Annotated in this window: 21 protein-coding genes and 1 riboswitch; of the genes, 8 read left to right on the forward strand and 13 right to left on the reverse strand. The window is 37.3% G+C overall.

The features are described 5' to 3' along the window. Positions 1-156 precede the first annotated feature (156 nt). Entirely contained in the window at positions 157-918 is a 762-nt protein-coding gene (locus ACHABU_RS14515; protein ID WP_435765630.1) for a MerR family transcriptional regulator, read from the forward strand. Positions 919-987: 69 nt separating this feature from the next. Here the strand turns inward: ACHABU_RS14515 and ACHABU_RS14520 are convergent, their stop codons facing one another. Continuing rightward, positions 988-2,472: an MDR family MFS transporter gene (locus tag ACHABU_RS14520; protein WP_435765631.1), complete on the reverse strand. Its 1,485-nt coding sequence runs from the start codon at positions 2,470-2,472 to the stop codon at positions 988-990. A 323-nt stretch (positions 2,473-2,795) separates the two neighbouring features. On the opposite strand from ACHABU_RS14520, the gene ACHABU_RS14525 reads away from it, so the two are divergent. Next, on the forward strand, positions 2,796-3,335 hold the full coding sequence (locus ACHABU_RS14525; RefSeq protein WP_435765632.1) for a hypothetical protein: 540 nt from the start codon (positions 2,796-2,798) through the stop codon (positions 3,333-3,335). A gap of 713 nt (positions 3,336-4,048) precedes the next feature. On the opposite strand, the gene ACHABU_RS14530 is transcribed toward ACHABU_RS14525, so the two are convergent. Both ACHABU_RS14530 and ACHABU_RS14535 read right to left on the reverse strand, forming a co-directional pair. Continuing rightward, positions 4,049-5,602, reverse strand: coding sequence for a BCCT family transporter (locus ACHABU_RS14530; RefSeq protein ID WP_435765633.1), 1,554 nt, complete (start codon positions 5,600-5,602; stop codon positions 4,049-4,051). Positions 5,603-5,957: 355 nt separating this feature from the next. Continuing rightward, positions 5,958-6,776: a squalene/phytoene synthase family protein gene (locus ACHABU_RS14535; RefSeq protein WP_435765634.1), complete on the reverse strand. Its 819-nt coding sequence runs from the start codon at positions 6,774-6,776 to the stop codon at positions 5,958-5,960. A 225-nt stretch (positions 6,777-7,001) separates the two neighbouring features. Here ACHABU_RS14535 and ACHABU_RS14540 point away from each other — a divergent pair, with 225 nt between their 5' ends. Then, positions 7,002-8,189: an MFS transporter gene (locus ACHABU_RS14540; RefSeq protein ID WP_435765635.1), complete on the forward strand. Its 1,188-nt coding sequence runs from the start codon at positions 7,002-7,004 to the stop codon at positions 8,187-8,189. Positions 8,190-8,206: 17 nt separating this feature from the next. Here ACHABU_RS14540 and ACHABU_RS14545 read toward each other — a convergent pair whose 3' ends face one another. The 3 genes from ACHABU_RS14545 to ACHABU_RS14555 form a co-directional block, all read right to left on the reverse strand. Continuing rightward, positions 8,207-8,881 (reverse strand): hypothetical protein, encoded by a 675-nt coding sequence (locus ACHABU_RS14545; protein WP_435765636.1) that lies wholly within the window; start codon positions 8,879-8,881, stop codon positions 8,207-8,209. A 115-nt stretch (positions 8,882-8,996) separates the two neighbouring features. Continuing rightward, entirely contained in the window at positions 8,997-9,992 is a 996-nt protein-coding gene (locus ACHABU_RS14550) for a D-cysteine desulfhydrase (protein ID WP_435765637.1), read from the reverse strand. A 188-nt stretch (positions 9,993-10,180) separates the two neighbouring features. Next, positions 10,181-10,339 carry a hypothetical protein gene (locus tag ACHABU_RS14555; protein WP_435765639.1) on the reverse strand — a complete coding sequence of 53 codons (159 nt, stop codon included), beginning with the start codon at positions 10,337-10,339 and terminating at the stop codon, positions 10,181-10,183. Positions 10,340-10,537: 198 nt separating this feature from the next. Between ACHABU_RS14555 and ACHABU_RS14560 the strand changes: the two genes are divergently transcribed. From ACHABU_RS14560 to thrB, 3 genes are read left to right on the forward strand one after another with little or no spacing between them, the layout of a single operon-like run. After that, entirely contained in the window at positions 10,538-11,839 is a 1,302-nt protein-coding gene (locus tag ACHABU_RS14560; protein ID WP_435765640.1) for a homoserine dehydrogenase, read from the forward strand. Next, positions 11,836-12,897 carry a threonine synthase gene (gene thrC, locus ACHABU_RS14565; protein ID WP_435765642.1) on the forward strand — a complete coding sequence of 354 codons (1,062 nt, stop codon included), beginning with the start codon at positions 11,836-11,838 and terminating at the stop codon, positions 12,895-12,897. Before ACHABU_RS14560 ends, thrC begins: the two co-directional genes overlap by 4 nt. Further along, the gene (gene thrB, locus ACHABU_RS14570) at positions 12,894-13,778 is read left to right on the forward strand and encodes a homoserine kinase (protein WP_435765643.1); all 885 of its coding nucleotides are present in this window, start codon (positions 12,894-12,896) and stop codon (positions 13,776-13,778) included. Before thrC ends, thrB begins: the two co-directional genes overlap by 4 nt. A 112-nt stretch (positions 13,779-13,890) precedes the next feature. Here thrB and argF read toward each other — a convergent pair whose 3' ends face one another. The 7 genes from argF to ACHABU_RS14605 form a co-directional block, all read right to left on the reverse strand. Beyond that, positions 13,891-14,856, reverse strand: coding sequence for an ornithine carbamoyltransferase (argF, locus tag ACHABU_RS14575; RefSeq protein ID WP_435765645.1), 966 nt, complete (start codon positions 14,854-14,856; stop codon positions 13,891-13,893). Between the two features lie 629 nt (positions 14,857-15,485). After that, positions 15,486-16,682, reverse strand: a complete 1,197-nt coding sequence (locus tag ACHABU_RS14580; RefSeq protein WP_435765676.1) for a class I SAM-dependent rRNA methyltransferase — start codon at positions 16,680-16,682, stop codon at positions 15,486-15,488. Between the two features lie 64 nt (positions 16,683-16,746). Further along, positions 16,747-17,310: a GNAT family N-acetyltransferase gene (locus ACHABU_RS14585; RefSeq protein WP_435765647.1), complete on the reverse strand. Its 564-nt coding sequence runs from the start codon at positions 17,308-17,310 to the stop codon at positions 16,747-16,749. Between the two features lie 150 nt (positions 17,311-17,460). After that, positions 17,461-17,754, reverse strand: a complete 294-nt coding sequence (locus ACHABU_RS14590) for a DUF3219 family protein (RefSeq protein WP_435765648.1) — start codon at positions 17,752-17,754, stop codon at positions 17,461-17,463. 75 nt (positions 17,755-17,829) lie between these two features. After that, the gene (locus tag ACHABU_RS14595) at positions 17,830-18,312 is read right to left on the reverse strand and encodes an acyl-CoA thioesterase (protein WP_435765649.1); all 483 of its coding nucleotides are present in this window, start codon (positions 18,310-18,312) and stop codon (positions 17,830-17,832) included. A 140-nt stretch (positions 18,313-18,452) separates the two neighbouring features. Continuing rightward, positions 18,453-18,633, reverse strand: a riboswitch (cobalamin riboswitch). A 359-nt stretch (positions 18,634-18,992) separates the two neighbouring features. Next, the gene (locus tag ACHABU_RS14600) at positions 18,993-19,409 is read right to left on the reverse strand and encodes an ATP-binding cassette domain-containing protein (protein WP_435765651.1); all 417 of its coding nucleotides are present in this window, start codon (positions 19,407-19,409) and stop codon (positions 18,993-18,995) included. Continuing rightward, positions 19,406-19,792, reverse strand: a complete 387-nt coding sequence (locus ACHABU_RS14605) for a GntR family transcriptional regulator (RefSeq protein ID WP_435765653.1) — start codon at positions 19,790-19,792, stop codon at positions 19,406-19,408. The genes ACHABU_RS14600 and ACHABU_RS14605 overlap by 4 nt, the downstream gene beginning before the upstream one ends. Positions 19,793-20,464: 672 nt before the next feature. Here ACHABU_RS14605 and ACHABU_RS14610 point away from each other — a divergent pair. Further along, positions 20,465-21,040 (forward strand): TetR/AcrR family transcriptional regulator, encoded by a 576-nt coding sequence (locus tag ACHABU_RS14610; RefSeq protein WP_435765655.1) that lies wholly within the window; start codon positions 20,465-20,467, stop codon positions 21,038-21,040. 219 nt (positions 21,041-21,259) lie between these two features. After that, the gene (locus tag ACHABU_RS14615; RefSeq protein ID WP_435765656.1) at positions 21,260-22,102 is read left to right on the forward strand and encodes an alpha/beta fold hydrolase; all 843 of its coding nucleotides are present in this window, start codon (positions 21,260-21,262) and stop codon (positions 22,100-22,102) included. Positions 22,103-22,163: the final 61 nt, after the last annotated feature.

Below are 22,163 nucleotides of genomic sequence, written 5' to 3' on the forward strand. Positions count from 1 at the left end.
AATAATAGTATTTCTTTCACCCCCTTTTTGATTATCTATTTCGATTATAGTTGTGTAAGGAAGACTTTTTTGATTTCGCCACAAATGAATTCATATTCCCGCTTGACCTTTACGCAACGTAAAGGTTTATGATAACAATTGTCAGGAGGGATACAGATGGAATATACGGTAAATAAATTAGCTAAACTTTCAGGCGTGAGCGGCCGCACACTCAGGTATTACGACCAAATCGGACTTCTTAAGCCAGCTAGAATAAATTCTTCGGGGTATCGCATATACGAACAAAAAGAAGTTGATCTGCTTCAACAAATCTTATTCTACCGTGAATTAGAAGTAAGTTTGGAAGGAATCACGGAAATTATGAATGAGCCAACCTATGACCAAACAAAAGCGCTCAAAAATCATTTTATAAAACTGTTGCAAAAAAGATCCCACCTCGACAAACTAATGGCAACTGTCGAGAAGACGATTGCAAGCATTGAAGGAGGAACACCTATGCAGGATAAAGAAAAATTTGCAGGATTTAAGGATAAAATCATTGAGAGAAACGAACAAAAGTTTGGAAAAGAAATACGTGAAAAGTATGGTGATAAGACAGTTAATGCTAGCAACGCAAAATTGAGAGGAATGTCTGAAGAGGATTTAAAAGCCATGAACGACTTAGAAGGAGAAATAATGCTACTGCTTGAAAGAGCATATAAGACTGGAAATCCAGCCTCAGACTTGGCACAGGAAGTTGCTGCAAAACATAAACAGTGGCTCATGTATGCTTGGCCTAATTATTCAAAAGAAGCACATGCAGGTCTTGCTGAAATGTATGTTTCAGATGACCGTTTCACTGCTTACTATGACAAGGCAATCAAGGGTGGCACAAAATTTTTACGCGATGCGTTATTAATTTATTTAGATATGGAATGAATATGAAGCAGAAAAACGAGCTCCTTTCAGACAATCACCTAAAAGGGGCTCGTTTTTATGGATACTTTTTCATCGTTCTTTATTTGACTGTACCTCTATTTCAATCGGTTTTGCGCGATAAACAAAGAAAGACATAATTACAGCAACAATAGACATTGCAAAGGCAATAAAGTAAACCAGTTCAACACCTGCCACCATTCCTTCATTTACTACCACCAAGTCTGTTGGATCATTTGAATGTTGCAAAACACTTTTTTGCCTTGCATTCATGATACTAATAAAGACGGAGACACCTATTGCCCCTGCAACTGGCTGTAATGTCGTCATAACTGCCGTTCCATGTGGGTAAAGTTCTTTTGGAAGCTGATTTAATCCATTTGTTTCCGCAGGCATCATCGTTGCAGAAACGGATATCATTAATAATATATAACCAACAATAATTACCCATAGCGGTGTATTTAAGTCTAACCTGCTCAACATAAACATCGTTGCACATAATACAAGGGTTGCAGGCACCATCAATACACGAGGCCCGAACTTATCAAATAAGCTCCCCATTACCGGTGACAAGGCACCATTTAAAATACTACCCGGTAATAGAACTAAGCCTGCTGTAGCAGCCGTTAATGCTAAAGGTCCTTGCATATAAATCGGTAAAATAATTTCAGAAGCAAACATCGCCATAATGATAATCACAAACAGGATCACCCCATGCGTATACATCGGGTAACGAAATACCCTTAAATCGATGAGTGGTTCTTTAAGCTTCAACTGCCTTAATGAAAAGAACAGCACAGCAATAAATCCTACCAAAATAACGGAATAAACTTTAGGATCCAAGAACCCAGCTTCACTTTCTCCCGCCGAGCTAAAGCCATACACAATGGAACCAAACCCGATCGTTGATAAAATAAGCGATAGGACATCTATTTTTGGCTTCGTAACTTCAGAAACATTCACTAAATATTTATAAGCAAATGCGATAGAAAATAATGCAAATGGGATAACAATTATAAATAAATATCGCCATCCTAAATATTCAACAATGACTCCAGATAAAGTTGGCCCAATTGCCGGAGCAAACATAATGACGAGTCCAATTATCCCCATGATTTTACCCCGTCTGTGTGGTGGATATATTAATAAAAACACATTAAACAGGATTGGCATTAAAAGCCCTGTACCAACCGCCTGTATCAACCTACCTGTTAATAAAATAGGAAAAGTTGGGGCAAGTGCACATAGCGTAGTTCCAATCGTAAATATAATCATGGTACTCAAAAAGAGTTGTCGCGTTGTGAACCATTGTAGTATAAGAGCTGAAGCAGGAATAACAATTCCCATCACTAACATAAATCCTGTAGCCATCCACTGAACAGTGGTAAGGGATACATTAAACTCATGCATGAGCGTAGTTAGAGCAATATTTAATAAAGTTTCATTTAATATAGCAAAAAAAGCACCAATTATTAGAGAGAGCATAATTGGCATTACTTTTACATTTGGATCATCAATCAGATATTCATACTTTTTTGGGTGATTATTATCATCCATACAAAAAACCCCTTTCTCCAAACCAATTAAAAAAATAATTATACCAACATCTACATAAAAGGCAAAGAGTTCATTGTATAGATCCTATATTATAATGTTGTTAGTCCTTCCATAAACATTTGTTCGTAAAATGCAAGATAATCTTACCACGCAATAGGACTCCTTACAAGATTATTTTCTCATAATTCAAATTAAGATAAGGTGTTTATATATCTTTTCCGTTGTGTTTTTGCCCATTCTACAAAAATTAATCCCCAACTGGACTATTCCCCCATATATTAAAGAGAATGAATTTCACAAGTTTATAGGGGAGGAAATAATAGATGAGTTATAATCAACCACCATATGATGATGAGGAAAGACAATTTAATCTTCCAGGTTATTTACTAGGTCAATTTTTCGGTTCGGGAGGAACAGGAGGTCCTGGCGGTTTTCCCGGTGGCGGTCCCGGGGGATTTCCTGGAGGACCTGGTGGGTTTCCCGGCGGTCCAGGTGGATTTCCCGGAGGACCTGGTGGATTTCCCGGAGGACCTGGTGGATTTCCTGGGGGACCCGGCGGATTCCCTGGAGGACCTGGTGGGCTTGGGGGACCTCCAGGGAGCGGCCAACAAACTGGGGCACCAACAACTCCGCCACCAAGCTTCACTCCAACACAGTCACAGTTTCAAACGTATGCCGTTGACCCTGGCGGAATACGTGGGTGTTTATTCAGATTTACGTATATTTGGCTAAGAAGGGATGCCTTTTGGTTTTATCCAACATTTGTTGGTAGAAATTCCATTGCCGGTTTTAGATGGACCGGATTCAGATGGGTATATTTCGGCATTGATTTAGACAGAATCGAATCCTTCCAATGCTTTTAGTGACAAGTGACATACTAATATAGTCATACAATCAGCTCTTCATATGATGAAGTGAGAAGGAATGATAATGTATCAATTGGCATGAATCTATCTTGCGTTAAAGGCGCTATTTAATAGATGATCAGTAAGAAATGTCACCTGATTATTACTACAAAAGATAAGCTAATTACAACTTATCCACTAAGGAAAAACGCAGGGCTCCTCAGAGCTTTGCGTTTTTTTAGGTATCCCTTATTTACAGTAAATTAATATTTCCACATCACTTTATCAGTAAACTCTAATCTTTTTCACATTAGGATTTTATGTTAAGCGTCTACTATTGTGGTTAGGAGGAAATATATAATGAATGACTTATTTCAACTTAAATACTATTTTACATCCTGTATAAACTTGATTATGGCAAAGGAAAAGATACCCAAATTTTAAAAGTTACAGTACCAGAAAACCTGAATCATGAAAACCTGCTGGAGGATGTTTTTAGTCGGTTTACCTTACATCATTCTCTTCGACAGGTGGAAACGACCAATCTGGGAACGATGATCATGTACACTTATGCAATACGAAGTAATAGTGAGACAAAAGATAAAGATTTACTCGATCGTATTCGTGAAAAAAACGCGAACTTAAAAGTCTCCCTCACATATTTGGAAAATCAACAATAAGAAAAAAGCCATCCAAATTTGCCGAATAAAATTGGATGGCTTGTATATTAATTAATATTTTTTATCTACTTTCTTTTTCATTTCACGTTGCCATACGAGTCCTTGTTCCAAAGCCATTTTCTTTGCTATTCTCGGCGCATTCCACAGAGGTGGCAGCAATAATAATGACACTGGAACTGCAGTTATAACAATGGAGTTTTGGATAGATGAAACGCTGTTTTCTCCAATTGTAAGAATTACCATTGTTGTTGCACCAAAAATTAATGCCCAGACTACACGAAGCCAGCGTTTTGGATGATCATTCCCCGTGATGGTAGCAGCAACTGTATACGACATTGTATCCGTGGTTGTAGCTACAAACACAATGGAGACTAGAAGGAAACCTACGCCCATTAAAGTTCCCATTGGAAGTTGATCCGTAATCGCCATCACTGCTGCAGGCATACCGCCTTCGTTCAATGCATTCGATATAGATCCAGGATTCTCACTTTCAAAAAATACCCCTGTACCGCCAACAATGGAGAACCAAAAGTTATTTACAATCGGCGCCACAATCGATACCGCAAGAATTAATTCGCGAATCGTACGCCCACGGGAAATTCTGCTAATAAATACAATCAACATCGGGGCATAACCGATAAACCAACCCCAGAAAAAGATTGTCCAGAATGAAAGCCAGCCCTCATCTCCACGATACATGCTCATCGTAAAGAAATTTTGCAAATGAAAACCTGTACCACCGACAAATGCATCAATGATAAACGTCGTAGGTCCGACTACAAGAACAATTAGTGCTAATAAAATCGTGAATTTAACATTCCAATTACTCAAATGGTAAATTCCTCGATCCACTCCTGTAGCAGCTGATATCGCAGCAATTAGAACAAGTACCATTACCACAATAATACTTACTGTTAAAGTGTTTGGAACATCAAATAAATGATTTAAACCATATGATATTTGTAATCCCAAAAACCCAAGCGGTCCTAATGTACCAGCAACCGTTGCTATAATGGAAAAAATATCTGCAGATGAACCGAGTAAGCTATTGTGATATATTTTTTCACCAAAAATCGGGTATAACAATCCCCTTGGTTTTAAGGGTAAGCCCTTATTGTAATGAACATACATCATAACAATTACCGCGAGAGTCCCTAAAATCGCCCAGGCAGTAAAACCCCAATGCATAAAAGATTGGGCAAAAGCAGCACTCATATTATTAAATTGCCCACCGCCAAATAACGGCGGTGTATCTACATAATGATACATCGGTTCAGCGGCAGCCCAGAATACACCACCACTCGCAAGTAAGGTAACCAAAATCATAGAAACCCAACCAAAATAACTATATTTAGGTTTATCCTGCTTCCCCAACTTGACCTTTCCATATTTCGAAATTGCTAAACCTAGCCCAATAAAAAAGTTTGCAAGTAATAGTAATTGCCAATAGGCACCAAATAAATCGGATGAATAGGCAAATAATGTATTGACTACACCACCAACCATTTCACTATTTATTAATGATACGACAATAAATGCAAGTAAAAATCCTCCACTAATTATAAATACTGGCCAATCAAGACCCTTCTTCTTATTCGAATCCACGCTTTACCTCCTGATTTTATTAGGAGCAAGTATCCATAATATAAGTTTCTGCTTTGTCATTAAAGACCATTGGATGAAATTTGAATCATTAATTGTTATAATCAACGATCCAATGACGATATTCCACCAACTTGCTCAATTTAGTAACGCAAGTTTTCATTATAGATATTAATTATTAATCTTACAAATAATATACCCCACGTTACACAATTGAATGCAGTACATTAATATTTCAAAAACTTATTTTCATTTGATATAATACGCAGAAAAAGCTTGTTGAAGCGTGTTGAAGGTTTTAATTTTATGAAAATCAATCAAAAAATACACGACTATTCCTAGACGTGTATTTTTGTATTTATTCGTTTATTATTTGATCAACTGTAGTTTCAACTTCTACTCTGGATATCTTTTCTTTTCCACTTTTTAAAGCTTTTAGTGTCCGATTCGCCAATTCATAAGGGATCTTACAAAATAAAATAATATTTTTGGTTTCAATCTGCTTCATATATTGGCCTGCTTTGTTTAAATTATCCTCTGCATACACAAACATATCATCCCTGGTCCAGCCGTCGGGGAAAAAGCGTACGCCACGTTCTGCGTCTTCATCCTTATTTCGAAGTATATTAACTGCCTGTAAGCCTCTTCCATAACCAATAGCTAAATCACGATCGGTTTCAGTCCCATCATACCATCTCCAAATATCTGACAGCATAACACCAACAAGACCTGCCACATAATATGTATATTCATCCAAATCTTCCTTGGTTTTGACGACCCAATCCTTTTTGACCCATTTCGCCATGCCCTCTGCCATTTCACTGGTTGACTCTTTAACTTTATCAACGATTCCATCCGGGCAGAATTCTAGCCAGTCGCTAAGACGTACCGTAACTTCAGGCAATAATGACTGATAAGGTTTTATAAGCTCTTGATAGGCATTTGAATCAAAGTCAGTCTTTAATAAGTTACTTGTTCCCTGCAGTAATTGTTGCTTTACTTCCGAATCCAGTTGTTCATGATCTTCAATTTCATCTATTGCTCTCATGCAAAGATAAGCAGACCCTATTGTCTTTTTTAACGTAGAATTCAATAACTTAATAGGTATATAAAACGTTCTGCTCGTAAGTTTCAGTACATGCATGGCTTCTTTTTCCAATTTAGCTTGACTACTCAACGAATTTCTCCTCCTTTGGACATTCACGAGGTAATCTAAGTATAACAAAAACTCACACCTTTTTCCCGTTTCGTCCCTTTTAGTGACCGTCACTCCCTAAAATATATCGAAATATATGGGTTTATGACGTACAATATATCAATAATTACTGTTTTCGCTTGCTAGCGGAATGCTTTTAGGTCTAATATTGAATTGTTGTATTTTTTTAAGAAAGGCGTATGAATAATGGATAAACGAGTATATTTATTAACGATTGTCTCCTTTGTAGTTGGGATGGTCGAATTGATTATAGGTGGCATATTAGATTTAGTTGCAATTGACTTGAATGTCAGTGTCGGACAGGCAGGGTTATTGATTACGATTTTTTCTCTTGTATTTGCTGTAGCTTCACCAATTTTATTATTCCTCACTTCTAAATTGGAAAGAAAAAAATTGACTCTATTTACACTGTTTATTTTCTTACTAAGTAATATCTTAGCAGTTTTCAGCCCAGTATACGGTGTGCTGTTCTTAAGCAGAATTATTTCAGCAGCAAGTGCATCGCTGTTAATTGTATTATGTGTCACAATGGCTTCCACTATTGTAGAAACAAAATATCGAGGACGTGCAATTGGAATCGTAAATATGGGCGTGAGTGGTTCGCTTGTCCTTGGTATTCCATTTGGACTGATGCTTGGTAATGCATTTGGATGGCGCGCACCATTTATCTTGATTTCAATTTTAACATTGTTCTCTATTGCAGGAGTATACTTTTTCATGGAAAAAATTACTCCTGAGCAGGTTGCTGTTTCCTTTGGCGATCAAATGCGTACCTTAAAGAATAGCAAGGTACTGTATGCTCATGCAACTACCTTTCTCGTGTTGGCAGGACATACGACACTATATGCCTATTTAACTCCATTTGTAAAAGACACAATGGGACTTGATGGTGTATGGGTGAGTGTCGTCTATTTAGTATTTGGCGTAGCAGCGGTCAGCGGTGGAGCGATTGGTGGTACATTTTCAGATCGCTTTGGCTCCAAACCAACAATACTTTCTGTCATTGTTCTATTTATCGTAGCTATATTGGCAATTCCGTTCACTACATTTTCCATCCCATTTTTCTTTATTGTTATGGTTGTATGGGGCACAATGAGTTGGGCTATTACACCTCCGATGCAGAGCTATTTGATTGAATCATCACCAGGCAATTCCGATATTTTAATCAGCCTGAATAATTCATCATTGCATTTAGGTGTTGCAGTCGGCTCATTCGTAGGTAGTATTATCGTTGATCATGCCGGAATCGAAAATAACGCGATCATAGGGGGAATCATCATCTCACTAGGACTCGTTACAGCCATCCGATCCATTCGGGTGCCTGTCACTCCCCGAAATTTGTCGAAAGGTATAAAGAGCAAAACCACTGATTAATAGTGATTTTGCTCTTTTTATATAGAAGATTTTTTATCTTGAAAGGACTTTGTAGCAATAAGTGATGTCAATAAAATTAGCTCGAATAAATTCGTTGCCGCTCCACTTTCGATTGGAATAGGAATGAAACTCCCACCAATCATAATGGCTGATCCAATAAAAAACCAAATCCATTTCTGTCTCCACCAAACAATAATGGAAGCTATAAGCAATATAACACTAATAATCAATACCATAATTGGTGGGCCGTTCGAAGGTTCGACGTTTTCATAGCTTAAAATGCCATAGTCCCATGTTGCTTTCAGTGATATTCCAACAACTTCAGTAATCAGCTCTACGATAACCAATAAAATAGTAATGAGAACAGTAACATACATAGCCGCTTTGGATTTTGCCGACTTCATATTTGCACGTTTTAATGCATTCCAAGAGAAAATAACTAATAAAGGCGTAAAAAATGCATGAAGCCAATACCTCGCCAAATTTAATGCTTCCAAAATATTGCCTTCCCCTATAAATCGACCCAAAGCAAGTATTCCATTATCATAAATAAGACCAACTACGACAAACAACACGATATTCGCACTGCTCGACCAACCATATTTCGCAGCAAGTTTAATTCCCCAAATCAGTAATGCGATATAAAGAAAAGTAAATAAAGCAAACAGGAAAAGGTCCAAATGTCCAACCATCCTTTCAAATTATTCCTTTCCTTTATAATACCCTTTGTAGGTGCCTGTCACTCCTCAAATATTGGGTCGAAATAAAGGGGAATATTTAAGTATATTCCCCCTATTCTTTCTAGCTCTATTTAAATAAATCGGTATTTGCATACAAAGCTGGTGAACCACCGGAATGTACGAATAGTATATTATCCTCTTTTCTAAAATAGCCTTGTTTAATTAAATCTATAAGCCCAGCAGCTGCTTTTCCTGTGTACACCGGGTCAAGTAAAACACCTTCTTCTCTAGCAAATACTTGAACTGCTTCAACCATTTCAGGTGTTGGCAATGCATAACCTGGGCCCATATATTCATCAAAGCACAATATAGCTTCATCAGGAATATTATTGGAGATCCCTATATGATCCGCAGTATCCTTGACAAGTTGGGAAACTTTCTCTTCCTGTTCTGACTTTCCTCTACTTACATTGATACCAATGACAGGAATTCCAGTCTGATTGCCGTAAAGCCCTGCAATTAATCCTGCGTGCATCCCACCACTGCCACTGACACATACTACTGCATCTATTTTCAGTCCTTGTTCAAATGATTGTGTCATTATTTCCTGGGCACAAGCTGCATATCCCGTAGCTCCTACAACATTCGATCCTCCAACAGGGATCACATATGGTTTACGACCTTGTTCGGTTAATTCGTCCGCTTTTCTTTGCATTTCTGCCATTAGGTCTACACCATTTGGAACGACGATAACATTTTCTGCACCAAGCAAGTGATACAAGAAAAAGTTACCGTTGAAATCAGGATCTTCTATATTAGAGATTCCTTCCTCCAGCACAAGAATACACTTCATATTCTCCTTAATCGCAGCTGCGAGCGTTAAACGACAATGGTTTGATTGAATTCCTCCTGCTGTAATCAACGTATCTGCACCTTTATCCAAAGCATCCGCAACAAGGAATTCTAATTTCCTTGTTTTATTCCCGCCGGCTGCAAGTCCTAGTAAATCATCTCGTTTCAGATATATGGACGGCCCTTCAAGACCTTCTGAAAGACGATTCAATTTTTCTATTGGTGTATAACTAGATGTGTACTTTCTTCTTGGGAATTTTGCTAAGTTCATATTAATCTCCTCCTGATAAATCATAGAAAAAAGACTTTCTATTTGGACATAACTCCTAAATCAGTCATGCACTGACAAATGAAATTTCTGCCTCCTCCATTATAATAACAAGTAAACCTATTTAAACGAATAAATATTACCCTTCCATAACGTATTACGTACAATACGTCCTGAAATGGCCAGTCAATTTAACGATATTTGTCATTTTTTCTTAATATAATAATACTAATTAATCCAGCACCAAGACCAATTGTTCCGCCAACCTCCATACTTCCGCAAAGAAGTCCAATCGTGAACCCCAGTCCCAAACAGGTAATAAATATGGCTCCAGATATTACTTCACCCATAATGTATCCCTCCCAATTTTGGGTTATATACTTAGTTTATTGATTAAAACCGATATTGGTTCATCATGCTGCCTTTTAATGAAAACGCTTCAAACGAATTATTCAAAAATTCGCTATTGCCATACTATGCTTTTCATGTTTAAATGGATTAAATATACGATTTGATGTTTTAATGAGAAAGTTATATGAGGTGATTATATGGAAAATAAAGTATCTGTAGGTCTATTAGGTTTAGGTGTTGTTGGTTCAGGAGTAATTAAACTAATTGAAAACCATCAGGAAAAACTTGCACATCAGCTTGGCTGCAGTGTACAGGTCAAAAGCGTCTTAGTTAGGGACCTGGAAAAGAATCGTGATGTAAATACAAACGAAATCGTACTCACAACCAATCCAGATGATGTTTTAAATGATCCGGAGATTGATATTGTAGTAGAAGTAATGGGTGGAATTGATGAAGCTAAACAACATATTTTAAAAGCCTTTACTGCAAAAAAACATGTTGTATCTGCTAATAAAGACCTTGTTGCATTGCATGGACCGGAGCTTCAGGATGCTGCCAACAGAAATAAATGTGACTTTTATTATGAAGCAAGTGTCGCTGGCGGTATACCTATCTTAAGGGGCATTGTAGATGGTCTCTCATCAGATCATATTCAAAAGTTAATGGGAATTGTAAATGGTACAACAAATTATATATTAACGCAGATGGATAGCGAAGGCGTAAGCTATGAGGATGCATTGAAAGAAGCACAAGAGTTCGGATTTGCTGAATCAGATCCTTCTTCTGATGTAGATGGTCTGGATGCCGCAAGAAAAATGGCTATTTTAGGGAGACTTGCCTTTTCCACTGCTGTCGATCTTGAAGATGTAGAAGTTACTGGTATTAGAGGTATTGAATTGGAAGATTTACAGTATGGAGACAAATTAGGATATACAATGAAACTAATTGGTTATGCAAATTTTGATAATCATGAGCTTGAAGTTAATGTTCAACCTACACTTCTCTCTAAAAGTCACCCCCTTGCATCTGTAAAAAATGAATTTAATGCTGTATATGTATACGGAGAAGCTGTCGGTGAAACGATGTTTTACGGTCCTGGAGCAGGGAGTCTGCCAACCGCAACAGCAATCGTATCCGATGTTATTTCCGCCATTAAAAATTTACGTTTAGGTGTCACAGGAAATCAATTAATCGAACCACACTTTAAAAAAGAATTGAAAACGCCGGATAAACGCTATGGACAATATTATGTTAGACTATATGCAAAAGATGAAGCGGGAGTATTCTCAACGATTTCCACTCTCTTCCATGAGCGAGAAATCAGTTTTAAGCGAATCCTTCAGACTCCTGATAAAAAGCATGAGCTAGCAGAGATTATCTTTATAACACATGAAACATCACTGGAGAATTTCCGTAACGCTCTTGAGAAGCTTAAGGATTTGGATGTTGTTCTGGAAGTTAAAAGCTATTACAAAGTTGAAGGAGATGCTGTTACATGAGTTGGCAAGGGCTTCTAAGTCATTACAAAGATTATTTACCTGTCACAGAAAATACACCTGACCTTACTTTAATGGAAGGAAATACACCATTAATCCATTTCCCTAATTTATCCAAAGAATTAGGTATAGAATTATATGGAAAAGTAGAAGGAGCTAATCCAACTGGGTCCTTTAAAGATAGGGGAATGGTCGTTGCAGTTGCAAAAGCGATTGAAGAGGGTAGTAAATCCGTAATTTGTGCGTCGACTGGTAATACTTCCGCAGCTGCGGCAGCTTATGCCGCAAGATCTGGAATTCGGGCAATCATCGTTATTCCAAAGGGAAAAGTCGCCCTTGGAAAACTGGCTCAAGCTGTCATGTACGGTGCCGAAATTGTTGAAATTGACGGAAACTTTGATGAAGCATTGAAAATGGTACGAAAAGTTAGCGAAAATACACCTGTAGCATTAGTTAATTCTGTTAATCCATATCGTCTGGAAGGACAAAAAACAGCTGCATTTGAAGTTTGTGATCAATTAGGATCAGCTCCTGATATTCTTGCCATCCCTGTTGGCAACGCTGGTAATATCAGTGCTTATTGGAAAGGGTTTAAAGAATATAACGAACACAAACAAACTGGCCTTCCAAGAATGTTTGGGTTTGAAGCAGAAGGTGCTGCAGCGATTGTTCAAGATAAAGTAATCGCTAATCCAGAAACGGTTGCCACCGCAATCCGAATCGGAAATCCAGCAAGCTGGAATTTAGCAGTGCAGGCAAGAGAAGAATCAAATGGAATGATCGGTTCGGTTACAGATGAGGAGATCTTAAATGCCTTCAAATTGTTACCAAGCAAAGAAGGAATATTTGCAGAACCTGGCTCATGTGCATCCATCGCAGGCGTTATCCAGCAATGTGCAAATGGAACAATTAAAAAGGGATCAAAAGTAGTTGCCGTATTGACCGGAAATGGCCTAAAAGATCCACAAACAGCAATTGATCAGATGGATATAAAACCAGTATCTCTCCCTAACGATGAAGAAGCTGTAACGAGTTTTATTGAAGAGATGATAAAAAAATGAAGTCATTCAAGATTTCTGTACCAGCAAGCTCGGCTAACATCGGGCCAGGATTCGATTCCATGGGCTTAGCTGTAAATCTTTACTTAACATTGGAAGTGACAGAGTCTGAAGAATGGGAATTCTATTCCCATTCTTCTCCTTCCAACAGAACTAACTATAAAGAACATTTTATTTATAAAATAGCGAAGCAAACTGCAGAACGACACCACAAGCAACTTACGCCATGTAAAGTAGTAGAAACGAGCGATATTCCTTTGGCTCGTGGGCTTGGAAGCAGTGCATCTGCAATCATTGCAGGAATTGAATTAGCTAATCAAGTCTGCGATCTTTCATTGACCTCTGAAGCGAAACTACGTTATGGTACGGAAATAGAAGGACACCCCGATAATATTGCTCCAGCATTATATGGCGGTCTCGTCATTTCAATCGTAACCGAAAATGAAATTGATTGGATTCAAATGTCGGCATTAGATGTTGATGTCATCTTATATATTCCGAATGTCGAGTTAAAGACAGAAGAAGCAAGAGATGTTTTACCAAATAGTTATTCGAGAAACGATGCTACAAGTGCAAGCGGCATCAGCAATATTGTCGTTGCTTCACTTTTATCAGGAAACTATAAACTTGCAGGAAAAATGATGGAACGAGATATTTTCCATGAACCATATCGTGCAAATCTCATTCCTAACTTTAGTAAAATAAGGAATGAGTCCAAAAAATATGGCGTTTACGGAACTGTGATTAGTGGGGCCGGTCCTACAATGCTGTCTTTCGCACCTAAGGGAAGTGGGCAATCTGTAGCGGAGAAAATGCAAGCTCTACTTAACGATTACCAAGTGAAGTTATTGGAGATGGATGTCCAAGGTCTAACTGTAAAATAGACGAACCGTATGAAAGACTAATAGCACGAATAATCGAAACTAGCCACATACACATCAAAAGGCCCTAATCCTGTAGATTAGGGCCTTTTTGATAATCTCTTTTGTCTAACTACTATCCCATCAAAGCGGTCATCAATGCTTTCTGAGCATGCAAGCGATTTTCCGCTTGTTGGAAGACAACAGAATGCTTCCCGTCAATCACTTCAGCTGATACTTCTTCACCTCGATGTGCTGGTAAACAGTGCATAAATGTTACATCACTCTTAGCCTCAGCCAATAACGCCTCATTGACCTCGTAACCATCAAAGTCCAGTTCCCTTTTCATCTGTTCCTCTTCCTGCCCCATACTTGCCCATACATCTGTATAGATAACATCCGCATCCTTAACTGCAATAGATGGGTCTTTCTCTATCTTAATCTTAGCATCATGTTCGTTGGCTAGTTCAATTGCCTTTTCGGTAACCACCGAATCTGGCTGGTACCCTTCAGGCGCAGAAACTACAAGCTCCATTCCCATAATCGCAGCTCCAATCATCAGTGAATGCGCCATATTATTTCCGTCTCCAATATAAACGACTTTCATGCCTTTAAGCTTCCCTTTAATTTCTTTAATTGTTTGCAAATCTGCAAGTACCTGACATGGATGATACAAATCCGTTAACCCATTAATGACAGGGATATTCGCATACGCAGCAAGCTCTTCAACTGTATCTTGAGAAAAAGTCCGAATCATGATACCGTCCAAATAACTAGACAGAACTTGTGCAGTATCTGAAATCGGCTCCCCTCTACCAATCTGAATATCTTTTGAACTTAAAAAGATCCCCAGCCCACCTAGTTGATAAATTCCAGCTTCAAAAGATACACGTGTTCTTGTCGAAGATTTTTCAAAAATCATTCCTAATGTTTTTCCTTTAAGCGGCTCGAAGGCAATCCCCTCTTGTTTTTGTTTTTTTATATAATCAGCCAAATCAAGTAAATAATTGATTTCATTCTGGGTATAATCTGCAAGTGTTAAAAAATCCCGCCCTTTTAGTTCTTGTTGCTGAAAATTAATTTCCTTCCCATTCGTGATCATATGAACGCTCCCTTAATAATTGTTTGTATGAATTATTATGCAACAAAAAGAATAAATATACAATAGTTTTTTGTGCTTTTTATTAAAATAACCTTTAACTCTTTTCTAAATGACTGGGACTACGGTTATTCGTCCTACCGAAAGGCATTGTTGTTTCAGCCACAAAATCTATAAACTATGAAGTAACTGCTGGTTGATTTCTATCAGTATATAGAAACTTCGGCGACCGCTCTGGGGAAATATACTCGCTTTCCGCGGGCGGCTGGAGTCTTCGTATATTTCCCCAGAGCTGGTTTTAAGCTAACTGCATTATTGCTTTATAAAAATCATATCACACAGCCTTACCAGTCCGGGTGAGCGGCGGGCGGTGACTCCTGCAGGAATAGCACGTGTCCGAAGACCAGAAGAGTGGTTTTTTCTTCGGGGCTGAGGCCGTGCCCTAAGGATGCGCATCCGCCCAGAGCGATCCCGGACGGCGGGAAAAGCAGTTACGTCGCATTTCATCTCAACTGCGAGTTTTATAAAACAACAACTGTGCGAAAATATCATAATCTTTTTTTAACAGATGGAAACTGTCTTTTACCAACTAAAAAACCCGCTAAGATTTTTGTATCAAAGCGGGTTTTTCATTAATTTACCTTTTGCACAATAACTACCTTCAAATAATTTCCTTGATTAAAATTCCGATCCACCTGGAAATCAGCTGGCAGTGAAAATTCCTCTAAAATCTTGTATTTCATACTCATATCTTTAAAACCTTTCTCAATAAAACCTTTAAATTTCTTCATTCCAAACGATGCACTGTTTGTAGAAGCGATGATGATACCTTCCTTCTCAAGGATCGCCAGTGTATCTTTTATCAATCCCGGATAATTTTTCGATGTACTGAACGTGTGTTTTTTTGAACGCGCAAAGCTTGGTGGGTCTAGCACAACCAAATCGAATTTCAATTCTTTCCGTTTCGCATATTTAAAATAATCAAAGACATCCATAACTTTGATGTCCTGCTGCTCGAAGTCAACTCCATTGACACTGAATTGTTCGATTGTTTTACTTTTACTGCGCTTGGCAAGATCAACACTTGTTGTTTTAGTTGCCCCACCTAACGCAGCAGCAACAGAGAATGCTCCCGTATAGGAGAAAGTATTCAGCACATGTTTACCTTTTGCATACTTGTCTCGAAGTGCTTGGCGTACTTCTCGCTGATCGAGAAAAATACCAACCATTGCTCCGTCGTTTAAATAAACGGCATAATCCATGCCACTTTCTTTAAAGAGTAGTGGGAATTCACCACGCTCACCCTTTACAAAATCATCGTCATCTATATATTGCCCCTTCGTATCAAAGCGTTTTTTCTCATATATAGCCTTATAATCACCAAGTTCATCTAAGACACTTATAACCTTTTCCTTAAACGAAAAAATCCCTTGGCTATACCAATTGATTAAATAATAACCATCAAAATAATCAATTGTCAGTCCGCCAATACCATCACCTTCCCCATTAAAAAGACGAAATGCAGTTGTATTTTCATCTTTATAATACGATTGACGTTTATTTATTGCTGTCAAAATTTTATTTTTAAAAAAGACGGAATCGATTTTCTCTCCCTCATTAAAAGACAGTACCCATCCAATTCCTTTATTTTGTTTTCCATAATATCCTTTGCCAAGAAAGGTACCATTATCATCCACAAGATGGACAAGGGTACCTTCCAACGACAATGACTCGTTATTCACAACTGCATCCTTATTAATCAATGGATATTTATTTTTATAGTGACCGATAAAGTCCGCTTTTACTTTTAATTCAATTATTTGTGTCATCATTTCATCCAATCCTATTTTTTGTCATTATCGCATGTTAAAGGTCAAAGGAAAAGCATATCTATCACTTTCTAATTTTCGCATAAATACAAGTGTCCCTTAGCTCACTTTCATCTGCAGACATATCGTCGTTAATTAAAATTCCTTCTAAATTAAATTCTAATCTTTCTGCCACAGCGCGACTTTTTCTATTTTTGGCATCACAGCGAATTTCGATACGGTTTGCTCGCAGTTTCTTAAAAGCAAAATCGGTCAAACCAGCAACAGCCTCCGTAACATAACCATTTCCCGTATAGCGGCTATCTGCCCAGTAACCTATTTCAAACTTTCTCACATTCCAATCGATTCGATGAAGGCCCGAAGAAACAATAAATTCACCCGTTTCTTTTAAGAATACATGAAACCTCAAATCTTCCCTAGATAAAAATTTGATATAAGCCTGACGAATATTAATTTCTGTTTCCTCTTCGCTTGGTACGTTCCTGGCGAATGGCATCCATGGTCTCAACTCATTAATAGATGCCTTAATTGCTTGATTTACTGCTTTCCCATCTCCGGGTCTGGGAGCCCTCATCAACAATCGTTCTGTCTCAAATTTTTGTGGAAAATCAATTAGAAAAGGATTCATATGTAACAACCTCCTTAGAAATTTCATTATTATTTATTTCTCTATTCAAATGGAGATTCCCTTCATAATAAAAGGATAATCAGATAATTGTGGGTGGATTTTATTGCATATACCAAAAAACCTATGACTAAGAACGTCACAGGTGGATCTTCAGGCTTTCTCCAACAATTCCAATTTAAAATCGCCAACCGCCCCTGCTTCATACAAATTAGTAATAGAGGTGGAGTAACGATGAATAACAGCTGGGAATTCAAGGCTTTTATCAGGCATCTTTACCATGAAATCATTTTTATACAGCAATGTGGTGATGTCATGATAGTCCTCTGTGGTTACTTTAAAATCAAATCTTATTTTCTTTAATGCCCTTCCATCCTTTTTCACTGTTTCTTCTTGAAAGTTTATAGCATCAATCGTTACGTCGTTAATCACAACTTTTTCGTTCATTTTAATCCCTCCAACCATTTAGTATAAATACTAACCGTTTTCAGCAAAATTGTTTAGTCGGACAACTCCTGGCCATTACATCTGTTTCTGCCTATAAGCATTACGTCGTAGGCGATTCTCTTTTCTCGCTGGTGCCGATGAATATAACTCTTTCTCCACTTCACTCTCCGCGAATACCCCAGGGACCGGAACAGGTTTTCCATTTTCATTAACTGCAACCATGGTAAGAAATGATTCTGTCGTTAATTTCTTTTCATTTCTTATTAAGTCATGGGCGGTTACTTTGACATGGACTTCCATGGAGCTTGTCCCCGTATACGTAACATAAGCCTCCAAGGACAATGAATCTCCAACCTTTGCCGAAGATAGAAAATCAACTGAATCAATTGAAGCTGTTACAACAGCACTATTAGCATGTTTCATGGCAGTTAAAGCGGCAATTTCATCAATATAGGCAAGAACTTTCCCACCAAAAATAGTATTTAAATGATTAGTATCAGGTGGCATAACTAGTCGTGTTTGAATTGTTTTGGTATCGCTAATAGCTATCTTATCCATACTGTATCTTCTCCTCATCAAATAAAAAAACACCTTCTTTTACGGAAGATGCCTGTGAATGACACTACTCATTATCATTGCAAAAAAATGCACAGAAATTAGATTAGTTCATGCACCCTCCTATCTCCCGTAGGATTTAAATGCTACTTTTCCTTATGGCAGGTCTTCTGGCTCAGAATCAACAAACCCATTGTCTTCCCTTTATTAAAACAGGGAATTCGATGGATTCTCCTCTTTCACAGTGGCGGGACCGCGCTGGATTTTCACCAGCTTCCCCTGTTCAACTTTGTATACAAAGTCCTCATAAAGCGAAATATTTATTCCTTTTAGTATAACATAATTTATTAATAGCTCATTGAATCGAACGCTTCCCAATCACTTTATATATTCTATCCAAACATCCGAGTCACTACTGATTTCTATGTTTTCAGGAACTTTAAATAACCATTTTTTATGACACAATAAGTTGTGTCTACCCCTACTGTTCCTGTGTGGTTTACCTCTTTATTTGCTGCCCACTGCATAACTATTTCGGTTCTTCCTGTCAAACCAATTGCAAATTCTTTCAATTCATCCATGGAAAGGTGAAAGTATTTTTTAACTTGATCAATCAGCAGAACCTCTTCAAGTAAATCCTCAATCTCTTCTAAGTGATGACTAACGTGATAATAAGTCGATAATCATATTAAATGTACTTTTTTTACCTTTGGATAAATGGTATGAAAATCATTTGGATAAAAAGAAAAATAATCAAAGAGACGCATTGCCAGTTTTTTATCCCAGTTTACATAAAATCTTTCCGCTTCGATTAAAATATCTTTTAATGTCAGCCTCGTAAAAAAACCCATTTGATCATCCACATAGATGACATTTGCCGAGACTAGTAAATTATTAAATGGCTTTTCTTTAAACACGCTAACCTCACCAGATGTTTCATTCCAATAACCAGTAAGTATCTTTAAAAGCGTTGTCTTGCCTGCCCCATTTCTACCGATTAAGCCGGTAATCGTATTTTCCTTAATCGAAAAAAACAAATCATGTAAAGCTTTAAGTTGTCCTCGTTTTTTTGATAACCCCTTACATGCAATAACATTCATTCCGCATCCCCCTTACGTTCGTTATGAATAGCCTGAAGCATTTTAATTAACTCTTCTTCCCCAACGGTTAACCTTTCCGCCTCCAATGACACTTCCTTTAGCAAACCCTTTAGTGTCTGATTTTTCCGTTTATCCATAATGATTGCTTTAGCATCTTTGGTCACAAACTTTCCAAGGCCCCGTTTGTTATAAAGAATTTTTTCATCAGAAAGTATATTTAATCCCTTTGCAGCTGTTGCAGGATTAATCGTAAATATCTCTGCAAGCTTATATTGGGAATAAACTTTTTCATCTTCTTTGAGTTTTCCATTTAATATTTCTGTTTCGATCCATCCTGCAATTTGTATATAAATTGGTTTCGACCCATTGGAATTAAGAATCAAGTCTGCAACTCCCTTCATGCGAGTTAGTGCATTACTCGTGTAATGTAGTATACTTCTATTATCTGAAAAATACAATAGGTTAATTAAAAAAATGTCTCAGTCAGACATCGGATTCTGTTACCTGTCGCAAACGTTAAAAATGTAATGTAAAATGACCATCAATGTAAATTGACATACTTAAATTTACCATTAAATTGAAAATTGATTAGTTTTCGCTTGATTTTACAAGGTAATCTGAAAATTTATGTTAAACTAAATATAGATATTGTGAACGATTACACTTAAACTAACGGGGCAGTTTAGTGAAAGAGTCTAGATTGGTCTTTGTTCAGCAAACGGGCCAGATTGCGGAACAAGGCAATCAAGAGTCAGGATAATGTAAGATGAAAAATTTATTTAATTAACAATTTTTCTCTTGTTGAAATATAATTTGAGAAAAAATCACTATCCGATGGTTCTGAAGCATAGAGAAATGTCATAATAATTACTGAAGTTATTTATTGATTGATCGTTCTCTAAATGATATCGTAGGGTATATAAGGTAAGGGATAAGTGATATTTTTTTAGAGAAATGAGAATGGTCGTTCTCAAAACAAGCTTCTAAGTACTTAAAGACTTTTTAAACGACGTTATAAAGAGCTGCTATAGTTTTTTAGAAAGGAGGGGAATTGGATGGCAAGAATCAAAGAATATGATGAAAATGAAGTATTACAAAAAGCTATGGTACTCTTTTGGAAACAGGGCTATGAAAAAACTTCGATGCAAGATTTAGTCACGCATATGGGCATCCATCGCAGAAGTATATACGATACATTTGGCGATAAGCACACATTATTTATGAGAGCATTGGATCGCTATGAAGAGGTAATAGGGACCAAGATAGATTCGCAAGTAAAGCCACTGGATTCGGTAAAACAGGCCATCAGGCGTTTATTTGAGATTGCAATTTATAAAAATGAAAAAAAACCTATTGGTTGTTTAACAGTAAATACAGCAGTTGAATTATCCCTGCAAGACGAAGAGGTGGCAGAGAAAGTTGTGGATAGTTTCTCAAAGACTGAAAAACTACTGTACGAGCTATTGCTACGAGGTCAAACATTAGGAGAAATATCAAATCATCATGATGCGGAAAATCTCTCCCAATTTATTCATAATTCATTAGTGGGATTGCGAGTATTAGCGAAAACAAGCGATGATAAAGAAAAATTGGAAAGCATTATCGATATGACACTGTCTGTCTTGGATTAAGCTTTCTTTTTTCTACTCTTTCGAGAATGTTCGTTCTCAAATTATTTCAATTAAAATTGTACGTATACTTGTAGAGTAAATTGTTTCCTTTACAAGAGATTAGAATGAAAAATTATATTGAAAATCAGATAACCACCACATGTACAGTAAGTCACAGCTCGACAGATAAAATCCAATATCAAAATACTCGAACAAATAAGTTCGAAAGGAGACTATACAATGTCAACATTTACAATTCCAACTAAATCAAGTTATATCGAGGCTGAAGGAATCCGATTTGCCTATAGAAAATTCGGTCAAGAAACAGGAATTCCACTTGTTTTCTTCATTCACTTCCGTGGAACAATGGAAAACTGGGATCCTAATATGATTGGTGCTTTAGCAGAAAGTCGACCAATTATTCTTTTTGATAATACTGGTGTCGGTGAAACCAGTGTAAAAACGCCATCTACTATAGCTGAAATGGCAAAGGATGGAGCAACTTTCATTAAAGCACTTGATTTAAAACAAGTCGATGTTCTGGGCTTTTCAATTGGAGGAATGGTTGTACAGGAATTAGCATTACAAGAGCCTGATTTGGTAAGGTGTATCATTATAGCTGGTTCTGCTCCAGAAGCTGGAGTTAATCCAGATCCAGTAATATTTGAGAGAATGAAACGTCACGGTGGAAATGTAAACGATGCTTTAGATAATTTCATGTTCTTCTTCTATCGTTCAACCGAAACAAGTAAAGCTGCTGGGATGGAGTCTCTACAACGAATTATGAATCAGAAACAGTTTGAAAGTTCAGATCAAGTACAAGCAGCTCAACTAAAAGCCCTTGCAAAGTGGGCCCAACCGAAGACTGATCATAATTACGATTGGTTGCAAAACATTCCTCATCCTGTGCTTGTCACCAATGGCATTGAAGATGTAATGGTACCAACAAAAAATAGTTATATTCTAGCTGAGCATTTACCAAATGCACAACTGATTATTTATCCTAATTCTGGTCATGGACATCTATTCCAGTATCCAGAACTATTTGCCAAACATGTAAACCTATTTCTTGATTCTAAGTAATTGAGAGGGTAAAAACCAATTAGTCATAGATATTAAATTGTTTATAATATGTTAATAAAAA

The organism is Oceanobacillus sp. CF4.6, from assembly GCF_051262635.1.
In the GTDB taxonomy this organism is placed as follows: Bacteria; Bacillota; Bacilli; order Bacillales; family Amphibacillaceae; genus Oceanobacillus.

What these genes read in the sequence shown, in the direction of transcription:
- ACHABU_RS14515 (WP_435765630.1), top strand. Translation starts at nt 157, where the DNA reads ATGGAATATACGGTAAATAAATTAGCTAAACTTTCAGGCGTGAGCGGC.
- ACHABU_RS14520 (WP_435765631.1), bottom strand. Translation starts at nt 2,472, where the DNA reads ATGGATGATAATAATCACCCAAAAAAGTATGAATATCTGATTGATGAT.
- ACHABU_RS14525 (WP_435765632.1), top strand. Translation starts at nt 2,796, where the DNA reads ATGAGTTATAATCAACCACCATATGATGATGAGGAAAGACAATTTAAT.
- ACHABU_RS14540 (WP_435765635.1), top strand. Translation starts at nt 7,002, where the DNA reads ATGGATAAACGAGTATATTTATTAACGATTGTCTCCTTTGTAGTTGGG.
- ACHABU_RS14545 (WP_435765636.1), bottom strand. Translation starts at nt 8,881, where the DNA reads ATGGTTGGACATTTGGACCTTTTCCTGTTTGCTTTATTTACTTTTCTT.
- ACHABU_RS14550 (WP_435765637.1), bottom strand. Translation starts at nt 9,992, where the DNA reads ATGAACTTAGCAAAATTCCCAAGAAGAAAGTACACATCTAGTTATACA.
- ACHABU_RS14555 (WP_435765639.1), bottom strand. Translation starts at nt 10,339, where the DNA reads ATGGGTGAAGTAATATCTGGAGCCATATTTATTACCTGTTTGGGACTG.
- ACHABU_RS14560 (WP_435765640.1), top strand. Translation starts at nt 10,538, where the DNA reads ATGGAAAATAAAGTATCTGTAGGTCTATTAGGTTTAGGTGTTGTTGGT.
- thrC (WP_435765642.1), top strand. Translation starts at nt 11,836, where the DNA reads ATGAGTTGGCAAGGGCTTCTAAGTCATTACAAAGATTATTTACCTGTC.
- thrB (WP_435765643.1), top strand. Translation starts at nt 12,894, where the DNA reads ATGAAGTCATTCAAGATTTCTGTACCAGCAAGCTCGGCTAACATCGGG.
- argF (WP_435765645.1), bottom strand. Translation starts at nt 14,856, where the DNA reads ATGATCACGAATGGGAAGGAAATTAATTTTCAGCAACAAGAACTAAAA.
- ACHABU_RS14580 (WP_435765676.1), bottom strand. Translation starts at nt 16,682, where the DNA reads ATGACACAAATAATTGAATTAAAAGTAAAAGCGGACTTTATCGGTCAC.
- ACHABU_RS14585 (WP_435765647.1), bottom strand. Translation starts at nt 17,310, where the DNA reads ATGAATCCTTTTCTAATTGATTTTCCACAAAAATTTGAGACAGAACGA.
- ACHABU_RS14590 (WP_435765648.1), bottom strand. Translation starts at nt 17,754, where the DNA reads ATGAACGAAAAAGTTGTGATTAACGACGTAACGATTGATGCTATAAAC.
- ACHABU_RS14595 (WP_435765649.1), bottom strand. Translation starts at nt 18,312, where the DNA reads ATGGATAAGATAGCTATTAGCGATACCAAAACAATTCAAACACGACTA.
- ACHABU_RS14600 (WP_435765651.1), bottom strand. Translation starts at nt 19,409, where the DNA reads ATGAATGTTATTGCATGTAAGGGGTTATCAAAAAAACGAGGACAACTT.
- ACHABU_RS14610 (WP_435765655.1), top strand. Translation starts at nt 20,465, where the DNA reads ATGGCAAGAATCAAAGAATATGATGAAAATGAAGTATTACAAAAAGCT.
- ACHABU_RS14615 (WP_435765656.1), top strand. Translation starts at nt 21,260, where the DNA reads ATGTCAACATTTACAATTCCAACTAAATCAAGTTATATCGAGGCTGAA.